Source organism: Rhizobium sp. BK376 (genome assembly GCF_004341625.1).
Lineage (GTDB): Bacteria > Pseudomonadota > Alphaproteobacteria > Rhizobiales > Rhizobiaceae > Rhizobium.
Window position 1 is genome coordinate 133,568 of record NZ_SLZG01000009.1, and the last position, 22,444, is coordinate 156,011.

Genomic DNA, 22,444 nt, shown 5'->3' on the forward strand with positions numbered 1-22,444 from the left:
CCAGCCGGCCTCTAAATGTACGGATATATTCGAGGAGGAAACAGCCAGCCAGCCTGGCTGTTTCCTTTTGTCGTTATCGTCGTGATTATCCTGAGCGTGCTGCCGCTGGCGCGGCTGGCAGAGGTCGGCATTTCAGTGCTGCTGCGCGGCGGCGCCTATGAGCTGCTCACCGATCCGGCGTTGTGGCGATCTGCCTGGTACACGGTCGAAACGTCGATCCTGGGCATGGTCATCTCGGTCTTGCTCGGCTGCCTTTTCGCTTTCCTGCTGACGCTTACCGACTTGCCCGGCCGCGGCGTGCTCAGCTTTCTCTTCGTGTTGCCGATGATGATCCCGCCGCAGGTGACGGCGCTTGCCTGGGTGCAGATGTCGGGACCCTCGAGCCCCCTCCTGAAGGCGCTGCATATCGCGCCGCCGCTCGGCTCGCCGCAGCCGCTCTATTCGATCGGCGGCATCGCGCTTCTCTATGGGGTGCAGCATGCGCCGCTGGTCTACCTAGCGCTCAGGGCCGGGCTGATGGCGCTGCCGCGCGACGGTATCGAAGCGGCAAGGTTGTCAGGTGCTGGCAGTTTCCGTGTCTTTCGCGATATCGTCTTTCCGCTATCACTGCCTGGCGTCATTGCCGGGGCGGCGATCGCCTTCGTCTCCTCGGTCGGCAATTTCGGCATTCCGGCGATCCTCGGCATTCCGGCCTCGATCTTCACGCTGTCGACGCTGATCTTCACGAAATTCGCCTCCTTCGGGCCGCGGACGTTCGGCGATGTCGGGGTGTTGTCGACGGTTATCGCCGTGATTTCGATCGCAGGCCTTGCCGTGCAGGGCAGGGCGCTGCGTGGCCGCGATTATCGCGTCATCGGCCTTTCGGGCGCTTCCGCCGCCTTCCAGCTCGGTCGCTGGCGCTTTATGGCCATTCCGTTGCTCTGGGCGATCCTGTTCATCATGCTTGTCGCACCCTTCTTTGCGCTGGTCGCAGGCGCCCTGGTGCCGGCCTATGGCGTTCCGCTGACGTTGAAGACCGCATCCTGGCACGCCTTCGACGAGATCCTGTTTCACCAGACGGTGACGCGGGTGGCGTTTTCCAACTCGCTGTTCCTCGCGAGCATGACGGCGATCGGCCTGCTCGTCGTTGCCGTGCTCGCCGCCTATACGCTGACGAAACGCAGGGATCTCATGAGCCGCATCGTGGCGACGGCGATCGAGATACCCTATTCGCTGCCGGGCATTATCGTCGCCGTCTGCTTCATCCTCGTCTTTGCCGCTCCGCTGCCGGTGCTCAATGTAACGCTCTACGGCACGATCTGGATCATCTTGCTTGCCTATTTCTCCGCCTATTTTGCCGTCAGCCTCAAGCCGGTCATGAGCGCTTTCCTGCAGCTCGATCCGGCATTGGAGGAGGCGGCGCGGCTTTCGGGCGCAGGCTTTTTCCGCAGGCTTGCGGATATCATCGTGCCGCTGATCGCGCCGGCCGCGGGCGCCTCGGTGATCCTGGTGTTTCTGATCGCCTGCAACGAGCTCACCGTGTCCGCCTTGCTCTGGGCTGCGGGCACGCAGACGCTCGGCGTGGTGATCTACAATCTCGACGATGGCGGCAGCGCCGATCTTGCGTCGGCCATGTCGGTTCTTGTTGTCTGCATGGTCGTCGCGATGATGCTGCTTCTCGAGCTTCTGGCAAAGCGGCTGCCTAAGGGAGTGGTGCCTTGGCGAAACTGATCCTGAACCACCTCAGCAAGGATTTCGGCACGGGGCGCGCGGCTGTGAGCGCGCTCTCGCTGGATGTCCGCGAAGGCGGGTTCCTTGCGCTTCTCGGGCCGTCTGGCTGCGGCAAGACGACGGTGCTTAGAATGATTGCCGGCTTCGAACAGCCGACCGACGGTTCCATCCATCTCGGCGAACGGCTGCTGGCGGACGCGGAAAAGCAATTGCCGCCGGAGTGGCGCAATATGGCGATGGTGTTCCAGTCCTATGCGCTCTGGCCGCATATGAACGTTGCCGACAATGCCGGCTATCCCCTGAAGGTGCGCGGCATCTCCGGCGAGCGCTACCGCGAGAAGGTGCATGAGGCTCTGTCGACGGTGCGGCTTGCCGACTATGCGAGCCGCCGTCCGGCCGATCTCTCCGGCGGCCAGCGCCAGCGCGTGGCACTGGCTCGCTGCCTGGTGACATCGCCCGATGTGGTGCTGCTCGATGAGCCGCTCGCCAATCTCGACCGCCATCTCAAGAAGGAGATGGAGGAGACGTTTCGCGAGTTCCACCAGCGTTCCGGCGCGACCATGGTCTACGTTACGCATGACCAGAGCGAGGCGATGGCGCTTGCGACGGATGTGGCCGTCATGTCGGAGGGACGGTTGCTGCAGGTGGCCGCACCGGCGGAGATCTATGCTCGACCGGAGGGCCGTCTGGTCGGCAGCCTGATCGGGCAGGGGGCGATCCTGTCACTGCCGGGACCTGCAGATACGAAATCGCGTTCGTTCGCTTGGCCGGCGCTGAGGGCGATGATGGCTGCCGATAGCGCCGCCGCGACCTCCGTCGACGTTCTCGTGCGGCCGGAAGACGTGGTTGCGGATGGTGACGGCTTTGTCTGCCGGGTTGAATCGGTCCTCTACGAAGGAGAGCGCTATGCGCTTCGCCTTGTGCTGCCCGACGGCCAGACGCTGCGCGCCTATAGCCGTGATGCGGTCAGATCAGGTGAAACATTCAGCGTTGCCATTCGTTCGGCATGGCGGCTTTGATCGGGGACGGGCGTGGACGGGGGACAGAAGGCGGTTGTTCCTGCTGCCTGCCTGTGCTTGATTTGGGCGCGTGCCGTAGGAATCGCCTGCATCCCGATCCGATATCCCGCTTGCGGGAACGCCTGAAAAAATGAAGAGGCCGAAATCGGCTGATCCATTCGCCAAGTGGAATGCTTAATGTCGTTGCGTCTTGCCACCTTCAACATCGAAAATCTGATGGCCCGGTTCGACTTCACCGGTTTTCGCAATCAGCTGAAGCAGGACCGCGTGCTGCAGCTCTTCAATGTACCGACCGAGGCTGTCTATCAGCAGTTGGAGCAGGCACGCGTGGTGGCCGCGACCGACGACACCCGGCAGATGACGGCGCTTGCCGTTGCCGACGCCGACGCGGATATCATCTGCCTGCAGGAGGTCGATAATCTGGCCGCGCTGCACGCCTTCGAATACGGTTATCTCTTCCGCATGATGGGCAACGGCTACCGGCAAAAATACCTCGTCGAGGGCAATGACAGCCGTGGTATCGATGTTGCCGTCATGATGCGCGAGCAGACACGTGACGGACAGAACATCGAGCTCAAGGAAATCACCAGTCACGCCATGGTGACTTACGGCGATTTCGGTCTGTTCACCGACGAATTGGCCGCTCTCGGCTATCACCCTCACGACAAGATCTTCAAGCGCGATTGCCTCGAGCTCGATCTCAGGATCGGCGGCGTGCCGTTTACGCTCTATGTCGTGCATCTGAAATCGATGGGAGGCCCGCGCGAGGGTGTCGACGGGCGTCATGTGACCATGCCGCTGCGCCGCGCCGAGACGCTGGCCGTGCGGCGGATCATCGAAGACCGTTTCGGCCGCGGCAAAACCGCCACCAAGAATTTCGCTATCTGCGGCGACATGAACGACTATCAGGAGCGCGTCGACGTCATCGGATCGCGGCGCAGCGGGTATCGCTTCGAATATCACAAGGAGCAGACGAGCGCGCTCGATGTCTTCAGCGAGGACGGCTTTGCGGAGAATGTGCTGCGGCGCCGGGACGAGATGGAGCGTTGGACGCTTTATCATGCACGCGGGCCGCAGGAGCAGTGGCTCTGCCAGCTCGACTATATCTGGCTCTCGCCGGCAATGGCGGCAAGAAACGCCAAGGCGGTGCCCGAAATCATCCGCGCCGGGCAACCCTATCGAACTGTCTTTCCTCCCGGTCAGGAGGTCGAGCGTTATCCCCGCACCGGCTGGGACCGCCCGAAGGCTTCCGACCATTGTCCCGTTGTCATCACACTGGATTTGATATGAGCGTTTTGTTGAGTGAAGACACAACGGGCTGGCCGCCGGAAAAGATCGTATTTCCGGTCGGTCGCATTGAACTGCGCGTGCTGGATGGAGATCATCCCTACCATGTCGAACATGCGGCCGCCGCCAGGGACAATTGGAACAGGGAACTGGCCGCCAACCCCGCATTTTACGACGGGCGTATGCTTTTCCAGCATCGGCTGTCGGTCAGCGAAGAGGCGATCACCGGCGAATCCTATGTCAGCCCCTTTTCCACCTTCATGTATTGGCGCGGGCAGCGAGAGCGCGCCGGCGGCTTTCACGTCTTCGCCTTCGGCATGGTCGTGTCTTCGGATGGCGCCCTGATCGCGATCCGCATGGGCCAGCACACCGCCAATCCGGGGCAGGTCTATTGCCCGGCCGGGTCGATGGATGAAAACGACATCGTCGACGGCTATTGCGATGTCGAGGGCAATATGCGCCGCGAGGTTCTGGAAGAGACGGGCCTCGATCTCCGGGATGGCGTTGCCGATCCCGGCTATTTCGCGACTCATTCCGATCGCAGCGTCACGCTTCTTCGCGTCTATCGATTCCCCCTTACGGCAGACGAAATGCTGGCGAGTATCCGGCAACACATGCTGGTAGACGAGGAGAAGGAGATAGATGGCGCTCTCGCCATCAGGTCCGCCGATCCGACGGCGCATCACTATAGCGCGGCCATGCCGGCTATTCTTGCGTGGTTTTTCGGGGAAGCGAAGTGAGTATATCGCCTTGCGCTTAAATGCGCGGTCGGGCAGGTTGGCAATTTGTGGTCAAAGCAGGAGGCAGGGTTGGCTCGAAGCTACAGCGTCTATGATGTGTTCACCGACAGCAAACTCGCGGGAAATCCGCTGGCGGTTGTTTTCGACGGGGAAGGCCTGAGCGACGAGGCGATGCAGGCAATTACGCGGGAATTGAATCTCTCGGAGACCGTTTTCGTACGCACTTCGCCCAATCCGGCGCATACGGCCAGCCTTCGCATCTTTACGCCCGGCCGGGAACTTCCCTTTGCCGGGCATCCCACCGTCGGTGCGGCCATCGCGCTTGCGGAGCGGGCTCATGCCCACCATGGCGGCGATCTCGATCTTGTCTCCGTGCTCGAAGAAAGGGTGGGGCCGGTGCGCTGCGCCGTGCGCCTGCGGCAGCAGCAGGCAAGCTTTGCCGAATTCGACCTGCCGCGCAAATCGCAGCAGATCAACCTGTCGCTCGACAAGCTTGGAATCGCCAATGCATTGGGCTTGAGAACGACGGATATCGGCTTCGAGAATCACGTGCCTTCGATCTGGAGCGCCGGCGTGCCGTTTCTCTTGGTGCCTGTGCATGATGTCGGCGTTGCCGAGCGAATCGAGTTCGATCCGCAGCTTTGGGAAAAGACGGTTCCCTTCGTCGACGGTGCGCTTGCCTCGGCCTACATCTACTGTCGCGGCGCGGTCAATCATACGGCGAAGTTTCATGCGCGCATGTTTGCAGCCGGCATGGGCATCGTCGAGGACCCTGCGACGGGATCCGCCGTGGCGGCGCTGTCAGGGGCCATCCATCATTTCGATCAGCTTCCTGACGGTCACCGTCCTGTCATCGTCGAGCAGGGTGTCGAGATGGGCCGACCCTCGTTCATTCACCTGCATATCGACGTCGATGGAGGGGAGATATCGAACGCACGGATTGGCGGTCAGGCAGTGCGCGTGGCAACCGGAATGCTGGATCTTTGATTTTCAACGGTTTTTTGCGTCGTTCGAATTTTTTTTGACAATTAACCAAAGAAAATTCATCTGGCCGCTGGACAACGAAACCGATCCTATTTATATGCCCGGTCACACCGCGAGCAAGCGGTTACGGGTGATTAGCTCAGTTGGTAGAGCAGCTGACTCTTAATCAGCGGGTCGTAGGTTCGAGCCCTACATCACCCACCATTTTCTCTCAATGAGATCAGAATATTACGCTGATTTGCTTAGGCGGCGACAGAAAAAATGTGTTCTCGCCGGATCGCTGTAAGATCAAGCGGGTAAATAGCTGAATTCGGCTGATTTCTTTACCTTGTGCCAACAGAATCGAAAATGAGTCGGCGCCGCGAAGGTCGCGGCCGGAATCGAACCGGTTCATGCGAGTAAACGCGCATCCGATGCCGTTGTCGCGGCTGGGTGGAACACTCGAGGGCAGGGTTCCTATCGGCAAGCCGGAGAGCCTGCCACTGCGACTTATTTGGCGCTTCCTACAGTTATCGTGGGGTCCGGTCCCACCAGGCGCACGCGGATCAGGTCGCCGGGCTGAACCTGCGTATGTTCGTCGATCGTCGTCTCTTCATACTGGCCGTCCGTGAGCCGCACGACGGAGAATTCCGTCTGGATGATCTTTGATCGGTCGGTGACGCGCCGCGCAGCTGCGCTGATCTCAGCCATGACTTGCACGTTGTATTCCATTTTTTTCCGGATGCGCAGCATGTCGAGATTGACCTGGCGCAACTCGGTGACAGCGTCGCCCTTTCGCTTGCTGTCCAGATCCTGAAGTCGGCGTTCGACTTCATTTTTGCTCTGCTTGGCTCGAGCGAGGTAGGAACCGAATTCCAGCAATTGCTGGTTCATCTGCAGCAGTTCTCTCTTTCGTTCCCGCAGCACTGTTTCTGAAGCTGCGCCTCGCGTAACCAGCCCCTGCGAGGCATCGACGTCCAGCTTGAGAAGGTCGAACTGCTGGTTGCGCAGATCGGTGCTCTTATTGAGCATGTCGATTTCTTCGGCGAAATTCTGCCGCTGGTCCTGAAGATTGGTTCGGTCGCTTTGCATGACCGTCAGGCGCTGCTGATAGAGGTTGCGCTCCGAATCCACGATGCTTTGCAGCGTGGCCGGATCACGCAGCGCGCCCTGGTTCGTGATCGGGTAGTCGAACGGCTTGTCGTTGAATTCCGCTTCCAGGCGTACGCGCTTGACGTCCAGCGAGAGCAGTTGGAGGGTCAGATCCTCGTATTCCTGTTGAACGTTGATCAGCTGAACGCCGGAAGTATCAGTCTGGACCGTGGGCTCGCGCAGACCGCCACCGAGCGCGAAGAGCTCAAGTGCGATCATGCCCGGCCTGAATTCGAATTTGCCGGGTTTCTGGACGTCGCCCATTATGAATACGGGCGCATATTCCTTGATTGCCACCGCCGCCGAGAGATTGGGGATGTGGGGCTTCAGGCCGTTGTTGATCTGGTTGCTGATCTCATCGAGCGTATGCCCCTCCACCGGGATGTTGCCGAGGATGGGATAGCCAATGGTCCCTCCCGGGCCGACGGGAAATACCCCGCTCAAGCCCGCGTCCCCGTAGACCGTGATAGACAGCGTGTCGCCCTCCGCGACCTTGTAGGATTCCTCCTGCGCCGACGATTGCTGTGGCAGCGGGAGAAGAAAACAGGTGGAGATGGCGGTGCCGAGAATAAACGTCTTCACCCGTCGAGAATGATGCTTCAGCATGAACATGGTCCACCTCAACTCTGCACGGTCACAGGCCGGGCAGGCTTGTATTTACGTCCGCGTTTCGATTTTCCTGCCGATGAGAACAGCCAACCGAAGAGCGGCGACCGGTGCCGCTTGCGCCTGATGCCGTTGAGAACGATCCCGCTGATCGGCCGATTCGTCAGCCTCAGCTTCTTGATCGATGCTTCGACTTCGGTGATCTTGGCGATGTCAGGATTGATGACGAAAGCGACGGTGTCGGAGAAGGACGCCACACGAAGCAGATCGAAACCATCCGCGGCCGTGGGTCCGTCAATGAGGACAAGGTCGTATCGGCGCTTCATTTCCTCCATCAGCGTCGCGAAGCGGCGGCTGCCAAGGATGAATTCCGGCGGTACGTCACATTCCTCAGCGAAGACGATATCGACATCCGATCCTGGATCGTGCTGGATCAGCTCATCCGCCGATATTTCCTCGGTCACGAATTGAGCGAGATGCCTCGACGTTTGTAGCGCAAATTCCTTCGAAAGCGTCGGGTTTCGCAGGTTGCACTCCAGTACGGCAGTCTTCACGCCGGTTGCTGCGAGTGAGCGAGCGAGATTCCCGATAATGAATGTCTTGCCTTCGCCGTTTATGGACGAGGTCAGCACGACGACGCGGGCGCGTTCCGTAGAGAGCCGAAGATAGGTCTGTAGATCCGCAATCGCTGCCCGGAAATCCGGTGCACTGCGGTTGATATCAGCAGCCAGGACAACTTCCTTGCGTGAGAGGCGCGGTATTCGCCCGATGATGGCCAATCCGAGCTTCGCTTCGAGTTTGTTTGGCGAGCGGACCGACTTGTCGGTGAAGTTCAAGAGAAGCGCGAGTGCGATACCTCCCAGTATGCCGAAGACGAGGCCGGCAATTGCCCATAGTTTGGCATCGGGGCTGGTTGGATGCGGACTTGGCATGGCGCGAGAGATCAGCCGCGCTTCGGCCGTGGCGATGCCATCCTGTTCGATTGTCTGCTTGTATCGTGACAGGTAGCTTTCATAGAGAACGCGGTTGGCTGCTGCTTCGCGGTCGAGCTGGCTCAACTGGACCTGAGCCTGGCTGGTTTTCGACATCGCCGTCTGGATGTCTTTCAAATTGGCTTCAAGGGCTTCCTGCTGCTTGTCGTTGACGACAATTTCGCTTCGAAGACCATTGACGACCTGCGTCACCTCGTTGGCAACCTGCTGTTTCAACGATGCGCGCTGGGACAAGAGTTGCGGCAGTTGCGAGTTCATCAGGGCGCCGCTCTTGTCGATGTCGGCGATGGCACGTTCAACCCTTGCCTGCTCGGCTCGGAGCGCCTGAACGCTGGGGGAGGAGAGAACCTCGTACAATCCGAGGATATCGCCTTCCTTTTGCATTTGTTCCGCTGTCTCAAGCCGCGCGACGGAGCCGGCCATTTTCGTCTGCAGCGAGGTCAATTCGTCGTTCATCCGGGAAATCTGCTGGGATTGCAGCGGTGCGCCACCCGTATCGACAAGCCCCGCCTGCGTACGGAAATCATTGGCTGCCCGTTCGGACTCTTCGAGTTTGGTCCTGAGGCTCACCAGGCGCTCGCCAAGCCACTCACTGACGCGTCTCGTCGCCGATGTCTGCTGATCGATCTGGTAGTCGATATAGGCTTCCCCGTAGGCATTGGCGACTTGCGCCGCGTAAACCGAATCGGTGGCGTAATAGTCGATGTAAATCGTGTAGGAGCGTCCGTCGTTGATGACACGGACGTCATCCATCATCTTGTCCAGCTTAATTTTCTTCTCACGCGGGTCCAGGGTCGTCTGCTCTGGCTGAGGTCCCGGACCGTTGGCGCGTCTTTCGGCGGCAATATCCTGTTTGCTCAGCTTATCGAGCACGCGTTCGGCCATCGATCTCGATCCGATGATGTCGAGTTCGGTGCGCAAAACGGGGCTGTCCTGGGGCAATGGGGAGATGACGGATTCCGTCGGCAGGACCTGAAGCTTGCGGGCGTCCAGCGCCAATATCGCCTCTGCCTTGTAGCGTGCCGGTGTCGCGAAGTAGGAGACCGCGGCTCCGATCAAACCTAGAATGAGACACTGGAATACGACATACCGTCTTTCCCAGAGGATCGAAAGGAAGCGGGGCCCTGTCTCTTGATCCTGTGCCTGCGGACTCTGCGATACTATCATCAAACAATTCCCGTACTTGGATGACAAACACTCGGTCGGGTTTTGGCCGATCAGCAGGCCCGATCCTTCATCGCTATATCTCCGATCTTGCAGGCCACCTCCGTTCGGTTGGTCGCTCCAAGCTTCTTCATGATATTGCGAATGTGGACTTTGATGGTGCTTTCACAGAGGTTCAGCTCGGAGGCGATCACCTTGTTTGCCTTGCCGCAACGAAGGGCCTGCGCCACAGCCGACTGCCGGCTCGTGAACGTGGAAGCAGAGGCGGGTCGGGCCATTTTGGAAATGCCAAGGGACTCGCGCATGTTGAGCAGGCTGCTTGCCGGGACAAAGCGTCCGCCGGCTATGGCAAGGCCGATCGCCTGGATGCAGACGTCGATGCTGACGGAGCTTGGAATATAGCCGCGCACGCCGAGCTGGATGATATGCAGAACCTCGGGGAGTTCCTGGCTGTTCGACAGAACGATAACCGGGGTAGGCGCCATCGCTGTCACGAGCGTCTTGATTTCCTCGCTCAGGCTCTCGTCATTGATGTCGGTGTTGCCGGCATTGAAGAGAATGGCACGCGGCAGACCCAGATCCCTCTTCGTGTCGCCCCATTCCTCCAAGTCGCTGCAGGCGACGACCTTCATGCCGATGTTATGAATGGCAAGGCCATGGGCCAGGCATTCCCGCTCCAGCGCACGCCTGTCGATCAGCGCGAGATACCCAGTGGTTCGCAGTTGCGGCGATGGCTGCACCTGAGTGAGGCCGTTATCGATCGTCCTCACGCTCCCGGGATGAACGGTGATGTCCTTCGTACCAAAGTCGAGACGCTCCGTGCTCATCTTCAACCCCTCTCCTCAACTGAATATTGATCCGCTTGGGTTTCTCTTTGTGGTTCTTGGTGTTCCTTTTGTTCGGGCGCCTTGCCATGTTCGCGCCGATATCGTCATGCCAGTAGAAGTTTCCTCGCCGTGAACGCCTCCGCAAAACGCGCCGGCGCGCGGCATTCCATCCCGCGCAGTCGCGCCAGGCTGCGGAACGTATCCGCATCGAACCAGTCCTTCGACCGCTGCGTTCCGAAATTCTTCAGAAGCAACTCGACCTTGGCCTCCATGATGGCCTCGGCTATCGGCACGTAGGTGTTGCGCCGCATCAGATCGCCGTCCCATTTCGGAATTTCGTATTCCAGGATGAAGTGGTCGCGGAACACGTTGGTGGTCAGCATGTTGATCTCGCGATGGTCCTGATGTTCATCCTCCCGGCTGTGCGTGAAGATGACATCCGGACTGACGCGACTGCGAAGCTCAATCAGCCATGCCTTGATCTCTCGGCTCTGGCTCGGGAAATAGCTGTCCTCGAAATTGCCGAGCTCGATCTTGCAGCTCTCGGTTTCGCTGAGGAAAGCTTCAGCCGATCTGCGCGCCTCGGTCTCGCGTTCGCCTGAAGCGCTGAAGACGCACCAGTGGACGTCAAGGATGACGCCGCGTGAAAGCATGCTCAGTATCGTGCCGCCGACGCCGATTTCGATATCGTCCGAATGTGCACCGAGGCACAGGACCGACAGGCGTTCACCACGCGATGCGAGCGCAATGTTTCTCATGGGCGCAGCGCTGCTCCGCTTCGCACCGCTCCGGTCTCGCGGATCCACGGCATATCACCGCGTTCGACCATTGCTTCCAGCGTCTGCCAGTCGCGCAGCGTGTCCATCGAGCGCCAGAAGCCGGTGTGCTTGTAGGCCATGAGCTTGTCTTCGGCGATCAGACGGGAGAAGGGCTCCAGCACAAGCTCCTCACCTTCGCGCATATAGTCGAAAATCTCGCCGCGCATCAGGAAGTAGCCGCCATTGATCCAGATATCTGACCTGTCCGACGACCTGAATTCGCGCACTCGACCGTCGTCTTCGATATCGGCGAGATGATAGGTGAGGGGCGGGCGCACCGCGAGGAAGCAGGCAAGCTTGTCGCTCGCCTCGAAGCGGGCGATCATGTCGTCAAGGTCGACATTCGTCAGCCCGTCGCTGTAGTTCGCCAGGAAGATCTTCTCGTTCTTGACGTGATCGCGCACGGCCCAGAGCCGCTCGCCGATATTGCGCCAGATGCCGGTATCGATCAGCGAAACGCGCCATTCCTTCCGCATCTCGCCCAGCAACTCGACCTGGCCCGAACCCGACACGACGCAATCCGAAAAAGCGTGGGGTTTGCTGTTCAGGAAGAAGTCTTTGATGACATTGGCTTTGTAGCCGAGGCAAAGAATGAACTCGTCGTGCCCGTAATCCGAATAATATTGCATGACGTGACGCATGATCGGCTGCGAGCCTAGCGGGATAAGAGGCTTCGGCACGCTCTCGGAATATTCGCGGATCCGGGTTCCCATGCCACCGCAGAAAAGGACGACTTTCATGGCTGGCTCTCCGTTGGATCGATGACGGCTACATGAGGGATTGGAACGATAAACTTCCCACCCCAGTCGCCGATGTGCTTCATCTGCTTGACGATCTCGCCTTTGAGATTCCAGGGCAGGATGAGGACGTAGTCTGGCTTGTGCATGTCGATTTCGTTGACCGGCCGGATCGGTATGTGCATGCCGGGCGTGAACCGGCCGTGCTTGTACGGATTGCGGTCGACGGTGAAGTCGAGGAAATCGGTGCCGATTGCGCAATAGTTGAGAAGCGTATTGCCCTTGCCAGGCGCGCCGTAGCCGCAAATGGTCTTGCCTGCGTTCTTCAGCTGGATGAGGTAGGAAAGCAGATTGCGTTTCGTCGTGCGCACTGCTTCGCCGAAAGAAGTATAGGTTTCGACGAGGTCCAGGCCGGCCTTGAATTCAGCCATGCGCAGCGCGTCGACCCGCTCTTCGCGATGGATGTTTTCATCCCTGTGGCAAAGGTAGATGCGCAGCGAGCCGCCGTGCGTCGGCAACTCTTCGACATCGAAGACCTTGAGGTCGTGAAGTCGCGCCATCTTCTCGATCGTCATCAGGGAGAAGTAGGAGAAGTGCTCGTGGTAGATCGTGTCGAACTGGCTTTCCGCAATCAGCGTGGCGATATGGGGAAATTCGAGCGTGATCACGCCTTGCGGCTTGAGGAGCAGCTTCATTCCGGCGACGAAGTCGTTGAGATCGGGAACCTGTGCCAGGACATTGTTGCCGACAATCAGGTCGGCCATCTTGCCTTCAGCGACCATTTCGCCGGCAAGTGACGTTCCGAAGAAGCGCGTGACCGTGGGCACGCCTTTTTCGACGGCGACCTTTGCCACGTTGATGGCCGGCTCAATGCCGATGACAGGTATGGCCTTCTTCACGAAGTGCTGCAGGAGATAGCCGTCGTTGCTGGCAAGCTCGACGACAAGGCTTTCCGAATTCAGGCCGAAGCGATCGGCCGCCATGTCGCAATAACGACGGGCATGCTCGACCCAACTGTCCGAATAGGAGGAGAAATATGCGTATTCCTCGAATATATGCTGCGGACTGATATGCTCTTCGAGCTGAACCAGAAGGCACTCGCGGCAGACAAAGGCATGGAGCGGGTAGTAGGCCTCCATGTTGCCGATCTCCGCCGCGGGTACGAAACTTTCGCATGGCGGTGACATTCCCAGATCTACGAAAGTATCTTGCAGAGCTGCCCCGCAGAGCCGGCAAAGCCGAGCATTCTGAATGGCAGCCGTCATCGATAAGCTCTGACCGGCCTGAAGATTCATGCCCCCGTCCCCTATATGATTCAAGATGACCTGATCGCGGACCTGATAAGCCCGTCGTTGATGTTGGCAAAGTATCTCCGGGGGGCGTTGAAAACGATACCGCAATACGAACACCGATATCGTCCAAAAGCCGTATGAATTCTGTCTTGTTTTTGAACAATAATTCGATAGTCGACTATCGTTATTCTGAATATCACCTTAAGTACTTGTTCTCATTTGCCTTGTATTGGGGTAATATCTTATCAATAGCTTGCAGTGTTGGTGTTTTGCCCATTGGTGGTAAGACTTTTGAGACTATTGCTGGGGGATCGGATGCGCTTCAACAGGACGAGAATTGAGGATCTCTGGATCGTCGAACCCATACCGTCGGTCGACAGTCGCGGTTCGTTTGCGCGAACCTTCTGCAAGGAGGAGTTCGCCCAACACGGGCTCATTCAGGACTTTGTCCAGCACAGCTACTCTCATTCGCGCCAGAAACACACGATCCGCGGCCTACATTTCCAGAAGCCCCCACATGGGGAAGACAAACTGGTCTCCTGCATGCAGGGCGCAATATGGGACGTCGCCGTGGACCTGAGGCCAGAATCTCCAACCTACCTCGAATGGGCAGGGGCCGTGCTCTCCAGCGAGAACCGGGCGCAGTTCTATATTCCGAAAGGCTTTGCCCACGGCTTTCAATCACTCAGTGACGATGCCGTGGTGTCCTACCTGATATCGACTCCATACGAGCCCACTGCCGCCAGCGGCATACGCTTCGACGACCCGGCCGTCGGCGTCAGTTGGCCTGCGGATCCCGCCGTCATGTCCGACAAGGATAAGAGCTGGCCGCTGCTGCGCGTCAGCGATCCCGTCTAGTTTTCGGCGGGGCTGATGTCTGCAAGCAAACCTGCATCCCTCAGTCTCCCAGCTGCTTCCGCGATTTCCGAAAACACCATGTCGGCCCGCTCGGCGATATCAAGAAGCGAATGATTACCGTCGGCCAAATTCAATACCCATAGGTAAGCCATTGTTTTCGTACTGTTGGTCTTGTGACCGCCAACGGGCGAAAACAGCCCGCGCTTGCCAAGCTGCGGTTCGCCCTTGGGGGAGAGGTTGAGGGGCGTCCAATTGCCCTCGAGCGCATCGATCACATCGGTGAGCATCCGGAATGACGAGGCAAGATGTTCAGGGCGTATGAAATCGAGATTGTCCGCTGACGTGTGGTATTCCGCAAAGGTCCCGAAAGCGCTTCTTTGCAATAGCCCAACCGACATATTGAAGCCGGGCGAACAGAACTGCCTTTCGTCATAGCCGTAAGGACTGAAGTTCTGGACGGTCATCGGCGTTTCGTTGCAGGAAATGCGTGCCATCAAACGATCTATGATCGCATTGCCCCGACGGCTTTTCTTGTAGATCGGTCCGCCTTCATCGCCGACGCAGGACACGACCAGGCCGTGGTCGATGTTGCCGAGGCGATCCTCGTTCCGGGAAAGCCAGGTGAGCGATCCGATCGTGCCCGGAGCGAAGAGAAAGCGGTAGCTGTAGCGCGTCTTCCGGCCCCGCAGCAGCTGAGCAAGGCTGGTCAGCACTGCAAGTCCCGAGCAATTGTCGTTGGCAAGCGATGGATGGCAAATATGCGCCGATAGCAGGACCTCCCTGCCGCTCGTTCCCCGATGGAGGTATTCCCCATAGGACAGGTGTCCATCCGATTTCGTGGAGTCGATGACGACTTCGTAATCGCCATCCTGCAGCTCCAGGAGCTGGCTATGCGACAGGCAAAAGGCCCAGTCGTCGATATAGTAGGCGGTCTTATAGGGGATGAGGTCAGGTTGCGCCGGCAGCGTATAGATATGGCTCTTCAGCTCACTCAGCGGCATGACTTGCCGAACGTTCCGGCTATAGCTCATGACATGAAGGTTCGAACGAGCGAAATCGACGATTTTTCGGCCGGCGGCATCCTTGATGTATGCGTCCCTGATGTTCCATTCCGGCGGAATGACCCAGTCGAAGACCTGGGTTCCGGTCGCGACCTGGTGGAGTTCGAGGTCGATATGTTCGCGCAGAATGTTGATGGTCTCGCGAACACCATTGCCCGTAATGCTGCGGCAGATCGGAAAAAGGCGGCTGGCGAGAGCATAGATCGCCGGACCTATGCTCTCGCTGTTCTCTGCTAGGTTGGGTCGGGGTGGCAGAGCAGAGTCCATGCGACAGGCCTATTCTGCCGCGGCGGCTGGAGCGGACGAGCGCAGATTTTCGTCAAGCTCATGACTGGCAAGGAGTTGTTTGAGCTGCGCAATCCGCTGATAGCGGGGGCCTTCAAACTCGGCGAGCGTCAGGCCGGCGCTAGTATAGGCATTGTAGAGCTGAGCAGCACCAGCGGCTGCATCCCAGGTCGGCTTGAATGCCGGCAGAAGGCGGCCGATCTTGCTGAAATCGACTCGATAGGAGCGCGTATCCGGGCTTGCATCGGCGGCGAATGCCAGATGGCAGTCGGGCACGGTCTTGGCGACGATTTCGGCGATCTCCCTGATCTGGTAATTGTGCGCCGCCTGGCCGACATTGAAGGCCTGGTTGTGAACCGCAGCAACGGGAGCCTCGAGGGCGGCAAGAAATGCCCTGGAAATATCTTCGATATGAACGATCGGCCGCCAGGGCGTACCGTCGGATTTGAGCAGGATCTGGCCTTCGGTTACGGCCCACGCAACCAGATTGTTGAGTACGATGTCGAAACGCAGCATCGGCGAGAGGCCATAGGCGGTTGCCGGGCGCATATAGGTCGGGCAGAAATCGTTGTCCGCGAGCTGGGCAATGTCGCGTTCCGCGAAAACTTTCGATGTTCCGTAGGCGGAAACCGGTTTGAGTTCGGCGGTTTCGTCGACGAGGCCTTCTCCTGCCGCACCGTAATTGCTGCAGGACGAGGCGAAGAGAAAGCGCTTCACCCCTGCCTGTTTGGCCGCTTTGGCTACGCGCACGCTGCCGCGATGATTGATTTCATAGGTGATTTCCGGATTAAGGTTGCTCAGCGGGTCGTTCGAGAGAGCCGCGAGATGGATGACGGCGTCGAAGCCCCTCAGATCCGCCGCCGATATATCCCGCACATCCTTCTTCACACCGGGCACGGTGGGCAGATCGCCGCCGGGTGCATAGTGGCAACGATGATATAACTCGCAATCGTAGCCATGAACCTCGTGGCCTGCCTTGCGCAGGATCGTAATCATGACGGATCCGATGTAGCCGCGATGTCCGGTGATCAATACCTTCATTGTCATTGCCTCTCTGGAATTGAGCCCTGTGCCCGGCACATCGGCGTTTCGTCTTGGTGGCACTTATCGTGCTCATCGGCATCGGCCACTGCGATCCGATCAGGCGAGACGCGCGATCGGTCGCTGCTCACTCGGCGGCGGATTGTTGAAGCGGCGGAAGACGACCTGCGACGGACGACCGACGAGATATTTCCCGACGCCGTTTTCAAGGGCGAGCTTGTAGACGCGAAGGGCGCCATCGAACGCGTCGATCGTGCGCGCGATGTCTTCGTCTGAATGGGTGTAACTGACCACCAGGGAGGGAGCGAGAATCCCGCGCCGAATAATCTCCTGCAGGAACAGCGTGCGGAATGCCTGCGACGGTTTTCCATCGTCGTCGCGGGTGGTGAAGCTGAGGCAGGCGGGATGACCGACCACGGAGAAGAAGTCCTGGAGCCCGTGCGCAGCAATAAGCCCGTCAATGCCGCTCTGGAGCGCTTTGCCCTGCCGCACCAGGTGCTCGATCACAGGCTCCGTTCGATAGACATGCATCGTGGCGATTGAGGCCGCCATCGCATGCGTCTCCGCGCCATGTGTCGTCGACAGGAGAAATACGCGGGGCAGAAATGCCTGGTCGATGCCGCCCTGTTCCATGAATTCCCGCTTGCCGGCAAGCGCGGAGACCGAGAAACCGTTGCCGAGTGCCTTGCCGAAGCAGGACAGGTCGGGTGTGACGCCAAAGAGTTTCTGTGCTCCGCCGACATGCCACCGAAAGCCGGTGATCATTTCGTCAAAGATCAGGAGCGCCCCGTTTTCGTGGCAGAGCTGCTGCAGCCGCTGCAAAAAATTGTCTTTCGGATTTTCGCCGCGCGTCGGCTCCAGCATGAAGGCGGCGATCTTGCCGGGATGGGCCTGAAACAGCCTGCGTGCGCTTTCGAGATCGTTGTATTTGAAGCCAAGGGTCAGTTCGCGAACGACAGCCGGAATACCGGCATTCATCTCGGTCGCACCGATGAACCAGTCGTCGGTAGAGAAGAACGGATGGTCTTCGCAGCGCGCGATGAGGTCACGGCCGGTGACGGCGCGGGCGAGCCGCATGGCGCCTGACGTGGTGTCTGATCCGTCCTTGCAAAATTTGACCATGTCGGCGGTGGCGATGGTTTCAAGAAAGGCGGCCGCGCATTCGGCCTCGATCTTCGACGGACGGGTGAAATTGCAGCCGAATTCAAGTTCGCGCCTTACTGCGTCGAGCACAGGCTTGTAGGCATGCCCGAGCCCGACGGCGCGATTGCCCATGCCATATTCGATATATTCATTGCCATCGACATCCCACACATGGCAGCCGCTGCCCCTGGCAATAAAACCGGGGGAAAGGATGGGATATTGATCGTCACCTTTCGCATAGGTATGGGCACCGCCCGGAATAAGCGCCTTGGCGCGTTTGCGAAGCTGGTCGGATTTCTCAAAATTCTCAATGAAGCCGTTCACCTTGCGCCCTCGGTCCGCTCAATTGACGTCAGGCAAGTATGGCAAGATCGATGGAAGGGATCATTCCCGCCGTTCGGCGTCTCGGGCTAGCCGAAAGACTTAGAAGGCGAAATCAAGGGTCTTGAAAATTGCGGATCGTATTACCCTGCATGGAGGCCGTGCTTTGCCCTTCGGTTCGTCCTTTGCTGGGAGTGGACGATTGGAAGGGCAAGCCCGTCCGGCCGCCATGCTATCCAGGCAGTCATTATCAGCAATCAGTTGAAGAGGTCGCCCAGCTTGAACATGACCTCGGTCCGGTTGCTGGCATTCAGCTTTTTCATGATGTTACGGACATGAACCTTGACAGTGCTTTCGCGCAGATTGAGCTCATAGGCGATGATCTTGTTGGGTTTGCCTCGGCTAAGTGCGTCGATTACGTCCTCTTCGCGAGGTGTGAAGAGTTCGGCGCGTTGACGCTCCTTGTGCTCGGCACTCGCAACAAGCTTATGCAGATCGGTCAGGCTTTCCGCTGAGATAAATACCCCTCCCGCCAAAGCGAGCCCGATCGCCTCGACGCAAACAGACAGCCCGATTGCCGATGGTATATAGCCTTTGACACCGGCTTCCAGCGCCACAAGCACCTGTCTCAGATCGTGATTTTCCGACAGGATGACGACCGGGATATTTGGAAACTGGTCGACCAGTTGCCTGATCTCGTCGACCATCTTTTTTTCGGAGAATTCGCGGTGGCCCGTGTTGATCAAGATGCCGGCGAAGTCGTGCTCCGGCAATTTGATCCAATCGCCGATCGAGGCAAAGAGCCTTATGTCCAAATCGAGCCCGTGCGCGATCAGACTCTGGGCCAGGCATTCCCGGTCCAGCGCGCGATCGTCGATTATCGCGAGTGTGTTCGCGTTATGGGTCTCCGCCGTCAGCGATTTTTTCATTGTGTTCGATACGACGTGAAACCGGCCAGTTTTATGTAGCTGCGATGTATTGTTCCCGTTGACCATGACAGACATTGGCATCCCCTATACTTTCTACACGCCGCCCTCGATTGATGAAACGCTTCCCATGCTTCCGACGCGCAGTTGCCGATGCGATCGGTCAGGCAATAACGGGTTCCGTAGTCGGTAATCTGTACAGCCGCATGGCTTCGTCAGGGAGCCATTTCCGGATTTCCGTTGCGATGCCTACACTTATCCTCAGTTGTGGACCTTTTTGGCGTTTCCTACAGTGAGGTTGTATTCCTATAGCATCATTCTATAGAGAAATTGAATATAAAATTTAATATAGATACCGGATATGTTGGAAAATAGATCGAAAATCCGGAAATCATCACATGATATTGGAGTTAATCTGTTTTTCGGCGGTGTTATTCTGATTATTAAAACGAATTAAATCGTTTGGGTAAGCCATCGCCAACCCCTTTGACATAAATCAGTGAAACAATTCTGATTTCTTATCAGTATTGATCCGATATTGGATATATTATCGCGAATAACTCATCATTCAAGGCTATAAAATTAAGTAAAACGCATCTCTTCTGGCTTTTAATGGCACCCAATTCAACGCGGTGCGCATACCGATCCGTTCCCCTGTCGCTGCATTCGCCGGAATTGGACCCGTCAATAACCCGGCAGTAATAGGGCAATCAAATGATCGTGAAGTATAGCGCGAACCTGCATTGAAGGCTCATGGAAGAATGGGCCATCAATCTTGCCCCGGGGAGGCGCCAAATCCAAGCCAACAGCACTCAACACGGCATGGCAGACCATCACAGACAAAGAGGGAAGGTAGCCTTTGGTATAATTGTCTAGTCCGAATGGCAGCCAGCCGCATTTGGCTTCCATCGAAGGGCGACAACTGTCCGCCAACCATTCATCTATTGCCCAGAGATGAAGCAGCTATTGTTCCCGTTATCGCTAACGATTGCGCCATGTACGATGCGCGATTTTTCGAAAGAGAATGCGGTGAGATTTGCATATTTCGCTCTGCCGCACATCGGCGGCACATACTCCGTCTTCAAGCAACTGAGGCATGGGTTGGCCGATTTCGACATCGATGTCCGTTGGCTGGCGCAAGGCACCGGGCACCAGACTGTGACGCCTGACTTGCGCGACGAGATGGCGTTCGGAACGCTTCTCAACATGCCCGATACGCTCGATGAGCGGACCTGTGCTCGATGCCTCGCTGCCGCGATCGAAAGCCGGGGCTATGACGGTGTGTTCATCAACGTCCTCGGGGATCGCATGCAGATGAATATCGCGCGTTATCTGCGCGAGGATATTCTGCGCATCATGATCGTGCATAACATTACTCCCGGCACGTATGCGGCTGCCACTTCCATTCGGGATTATGTGCACGCGACAGTCGGCGTTTCAGAGCGCTGCCGCAGCGACCTCGTTGCTCGCCACGGCTTTTCACCCGACTCGACATTCGCAATTCCGAACGCGCTCGACAGGATGAAATTCGCTGAAGTTGAGCGCAAGCCGTCCCCGCAATCGCCTTTGCGCCTGCTCTTCCTCGGCAGGGTCGAAGACGCTTCCAAGGGGGTGCTGTGGCTTCCGCCCATTCTCGAGGGCCTGCCGAACACCGTCATGCTGACCATAGCCGGTGACGGACCGGATCTTTCAAGATTGAAGGCAAGGTTCAGTGCTCCGCACAACGCGCGCGTTTTCTACGAGGGAGCCGTCAGTCCGCACAAGGTTCCGGAACTGGTCGCGCACCATGACGTGCTCATTATGCCCTCGCGTTTCGAGGGATTCGGGATGACCCTGATTGAGGCGATGGCGGCCGGATGCGTCCCAGTCGTATCGAATATTCGCGGGGTTACGGATACAATCGTCGATGACGGTCAGGACGGCCTGCTTTTCCCCGTCGGCAACTACGGGCAAGCGGTTCGGCTCATTGCCGGCCTTGAGCGTGATCGTAACCTGCTGGCTCAGATGTCAGCAGCAGCGATCCGAAAGGTCGCCGAGAGGTTTTCATCCGATGAGATGGCGCGCCGATACCACGAGGTCATCGGGTCGATAAAGGCTGACAGCCTGGATCTTTCGCCGCCTCTCGATCTCAACGGCTGGTCCATGCCGCCGGGCCTGCGCCCCGGGTTGAGGACCTATATTCCGGGGCCATTGAAGAACTGGCTGCGCGTCATGCGCGAGAGGCTGTAGGCCATCCCGCTGCGGCCCTCCTCAGCTAGATATGCTCAAGGAAATCCGGCGACAGTTCATCGAAGCCGGTGATGCCCAGCAACGCCATGTCGCGGCGTACCTGTTCGCCGAGTATCGATGCGGCCTTTATCACGCCCGCATAGCCGCCGACCGCCGCAGCGTAGAGAAAGGGACGGCCGACGAAGACGAATTCGGCTCCGAGCGCCAGTGCCTTCAAAACGTCGGTACCGCGGCGGATGCCACCGTCGACCATGACTGTCATCCTGTCGCCGACCGCTTCGGCAATCCTCGGCAAGGCGCGCAGAGGTGACAGCGTACCATCCAGCTGACGCCCTCCGTGATTGGAAACGATAATGCCGTCGACGCCGGCCAGCGCTGCCGCCGCGGCATCGTCCTCGCGCATGATGCCTTTGACCACGAGCCGTCCCTTCCAGCGACTTCTGATCTGCTTCAGATGTTCCCAGTTGAGATGATCGCGCTTTCCGAAATCGCGCGTGACGGAGCGTGCGATGATCGGCACGCCGCGGGTTGCGTAGGAATTTTCGAAATGTGGGATGCCGTGGCTCATAATCGTTCGCCCGAACGTACCGATCGACCAGGCGGGATGGCTGATGCCCTGCCATGCCAGCCGCAAGCTCGGCCGAAGCGGTGTCGAGAAGCCGGCGCGGATATTGTTTTCCCGGCTAGGCAGGATGGCCACATCAACAGTCAGGACCAATGTCTTGAAGCCGGCGGCGGCAACGCGATCAATAAGCGCGTCAATGCGATCCGGTTCGCCGGGCAAATATGCCTGGAACCATGACCCCGGCGCGACCTCGGCGACCTCTTCCAGACGAATGAGGGAGGAGCCGCTCATGATCATCGGAATGTTGCTTTGCGTTGCGGCTGCGGCGAGGACGATATCACCCCGATAGGCCATCAATGCGCTGATACCCATCGGAGCGATGCCGAAAGGTGCGTCGTATTCCGTGTCGAAAATCTTTTTTCTGGATGACCGGGAAGAGACGTCCCGCAGCACATGCGGCCGAAAGTAGTATTCCCCGAAGGCCCTGCGATTGTCGGTCAACGACTGGTTGGTTTCGCTGCCGCCGACAATATAGGCAAAGAGCGGGATCGGCAGATGCCGCCGGGCCAGAGTTTCGAAATCATCGAGTGATAGCGCATTGCGAATTCGGCGGGACGCACCTGCCTGGTTTGGAATTTTCAATCGTCAGTTCCTCCCCGAACCGATGCTCGACATACCAATAATCCCGCGATCGGAGCATTGTGCATC

Annotated in this window: 18 protein-coding genes and 1 tRNA gene; 8 read left to right on the top strand and 11 right to left on the bottom strand. The window is 58.3% G+C overall.

Features of this window, described 5'->3' with window-relative positions; all coding sequences use genetic code 11:
* Nucleotides 1–15 precede the first annotated feature (15 nt).
* From EV561_RS21310 to EV561_RS21335, 6 genes are all read left to right on the top strand, one after another.
* The gene (locus tag EV561_RS21310) at nt 16–1,710 is read left to right on the top strand and encodes an iron ABC transporter permease (protein ID WP_132524320.1); all 1,695 of its coding nucleotides are present in this window, start codon (nt 16–18) and stop codon (nt 1,708–1,710) included.
* Complete coding sequence (locus EV561_RS21315; protein WP_132524321.1) at nt 1,698–2,729, top strand: ABC transporter ATP-binding protein; 1,032 nt, start codon at nt 1,698–1,700, stop codon at nt 2,727–2,729. The genes EV561_RS21310 and EV561_RS21315 overlap by 13 nt, the downstream gene beginning before the upstream one ends.
* A gap of 177 nt (nt 2,730–2,906) precedes the next feature.
* On the top strand, nt 2,907–4,019 hold the full coding sequence (locus EV561_RS21320) for an endonuclease/exonuclease/phosphatase family protein (protein WP_132524322.1): 1,113 nt from the start codon (nt 2,907–2,909) through the stop codon (nt 4,017–4,019).
* Nucleotides 4,016–4,756: an NUDIX hydrolase gene (locus EV561_RS21325; RefSeq protein ID WP_132524323.1), complete on the top strand. Its 741-nt coding sequence runs from the start codon at nt 4,016–4,018 to the stop codon at nt 4,754–4,756. The genes EV561_RS21320 and EV561_RS21325 overlap by 4 nt, the downstream gene beginning before the upstream one ends.
* A 69-nt stretch (nt 4,757–4,825) precedes the next feature.
* Nucleotides 4,826–5,743, top strand: coding sequence for a PhzF family phenazine biosynthesis protein (locus EV561_RS21330; RefSeq protein WP_132524324.1), 918 nt, complete (start codon nt 4,826–4,828; stop codon nt 5,741–5,743).
* Nucleotides 5,744–5,868: 125 nt separating this feature from the next.
* Nucleotides 5,869–5,944: transfer RNA gene (locus EV561_RS21335), tRNA-Lys, on the top strand.
* 285 nt (nt 5,945–6,229) lie between these two features.
* Here the strand turns inward: EV561_RS21335 and EV561_RS21340 are convergent.
* From EV561_RS21340 to EV561_RS21365, 6 genes are all read right to left on the bottom strand, one after another.
* Nucleotides 6,230–7,477, bottom strand: a complete 1,248-nt coding sequence (locus EV561_RS21340) for a polysaccharide biosynthesis/export family protein (RefSeq protein WP_132524325.1) — start codon at nt 7,475–7,477, stop codon at nt 6,230–6,232.
* A gap of 14 nt (nt 7,478–7,491) precedes the next feature.
* Nucleotides 7,492–9,636 carry a polysaccharide biosynthesis tyrosine autokinase gene (locus tag EV561_RS21345; RefSeq protein WP_132524326.1) on the bottom strand — a complete coding sequence of 715 codons (2,145 nt, stop codon included), beginning with the start codon at nt 9,634–9,636 and terminating at the stop codon, nt 7,492–7,494.
* A gap of 50 nt (nt 9,637–9,686) precedes the next feature.
* Complete coding sequence (locus EV561_RS21350) at nt 9,687–10,460, bottom strand: response regulator transcription factor (protein WP_132524327.1); 774 nt, start codon at nt 10,458–10,460, stop codon at nt 9,687–9,689.
* Nucleotides 10,461–10,564: 104 nt separating this feature from the next.
* The gene (locus EV561_RS21355) at nt 10,565–11,218 is read right to left on the bottom strand and encodes a PIG-L deacetylase family protein (RefSeq protein ID WP_165927872.1); all 654 of its coding nucleotides are present in this window, start codon (nt 11,216–11,218) and stop codon (nt 10,565–10,567) included.
* Nucleotides 11,215–12,018, bottom strand: coding sequence for a sugar phosphate nucleotidyltransferase (locus tag EV561_RS21360; RefSeq protein WP_132524328.1), 804 nt, complete (start codon nt 12,016–12,018; stop codon nt 11,215–11,217). The genes EV561_RS21355 and EV561_RS21360 overlap by 4 nt, the downstream gene beginning before the upstream one ends.
* Nucleotides 12,015–13,310, bottom strand: coding sequence for a class I SAM-dependent methyltransferase (locus EV561_RS21365; protein ID WP_132524329.1), 1,296 nt, complete (start codon nt 13,308–13,310; stop codon nt 12,015–12,017). The genes EV561_RS21360 and EV561_RS21365 overlap by 4 nt, the downstream gene beginning before the upstream one ends.
* A 312-nt stretch (nt 13,311–13,622) precedes the next feature.
* On the opposite strand from EV561_RS21365, the gene rfbC reads away from it, so the two are divergent.
* Nucleotides 13,623–14,165: a dTDP-4-dehydrorhamnose 3,5-epimerase gene (gene rfbC, locus EV561_RS21370; protein WP_132524330.1), complete on the top strand. Its 543-nt coding sequence runs from the start codon at nt 13,623–13,625 to the stop codon at nt 14,163–14,165.
* On the opposite strand, the gene EV561_RS21375 is transcribed toward rfbC, so the two are convergent.
* From EV561_RS21375 to EV561_RS21390, 4 genes are all read right to left on the bottom strand, one after another.
* The gene (locus EV561_RS21375) at nt 14,162–15,493 is read right to left on the bottom strand and encodes a DUF4910 domain-containing protein (RefSeq protein WP_132524331.1); all 1,332 of its coding nucleotides are present in this window, start codon (nt 15,491–15,493) and stop codon (nt 14,162–14,164) included. The two genes, rfbC and EV561_RS21375, sit on opposite strands and share 4 nt — an antisense overlap.
* A gap of 9 nt (nt 15,494–15,502) precedes the next feature.
* Complete coding sequence (locus EV561_RS21380) at nt 15,503–16,552, bottom strand: NAD(P)-dependent oxidoreductase (protein WP_132524332.1); 1,050 nt, start codon at nt 16,550–16,552, stop codon at nt 15,503–15,505.
* 99 nt (nt 16,553–16,651) lie between these two features.
* Complete coding sequence (locus EV561_RS21385) at nt 16,652–18,019, bottom strand: glutamate-1-semialdehyde 2,1-aminomutase (RefSeq protein ID WP_132524333.1); 1,368 nt, start codon at nt 18,017–18,019, stop codon at nt 16,652–16,654.
* Between the two features lie 254 nt (nt 18,020–18,273).
* Nucleotides 18,274–18,945, bottom strand: a complete 672-nt coding sequence (locus tag EV561_RS21390; protein WP_132524334.1) for a response regulator transcription factor — start codon at nt 18,943–18,945, stop codon at nt 18,274–18,276.
* A gap of 1,026 nt (nt 18,946–19,971) precedes the next feature.
* On the opposite strand from EV561_RS21390, the gene EV561_RS21395 reads away from it, so the two are divergent.
* The gene (locus EV561_RS21395; protein WP_132524335.1) at nt 19,972–21,171 is read left to right on the top strand and encodes a glycosyltransferase family 4 protein; all 1,200 of its coding nucleotides are present in this window, start codon (nt 19,972–19,974) and stop codon (nt 21,169–21,171) included.
* 25 nt (nt 21,172–21,196) lie between these two features.
* Here the strand turns inward: EV561_RS21395 and EV561_RS21400 are convergent, their stop codons facing one another.
* Nucleotides 21,197–22,378 (bottom strand): alpha-hydroxy acid oxidase, encoded by a 1,182-nt coding sequence (locus EV561_RS21400; RefSeq protein ID WP_132524336.1) that lies wholly within the window; start codon nt 22,376–22,378, stop codon nt 21,197–21,199.
* Nucleotides 22,379–22,444: the final 66 nt, after the last annotated feature.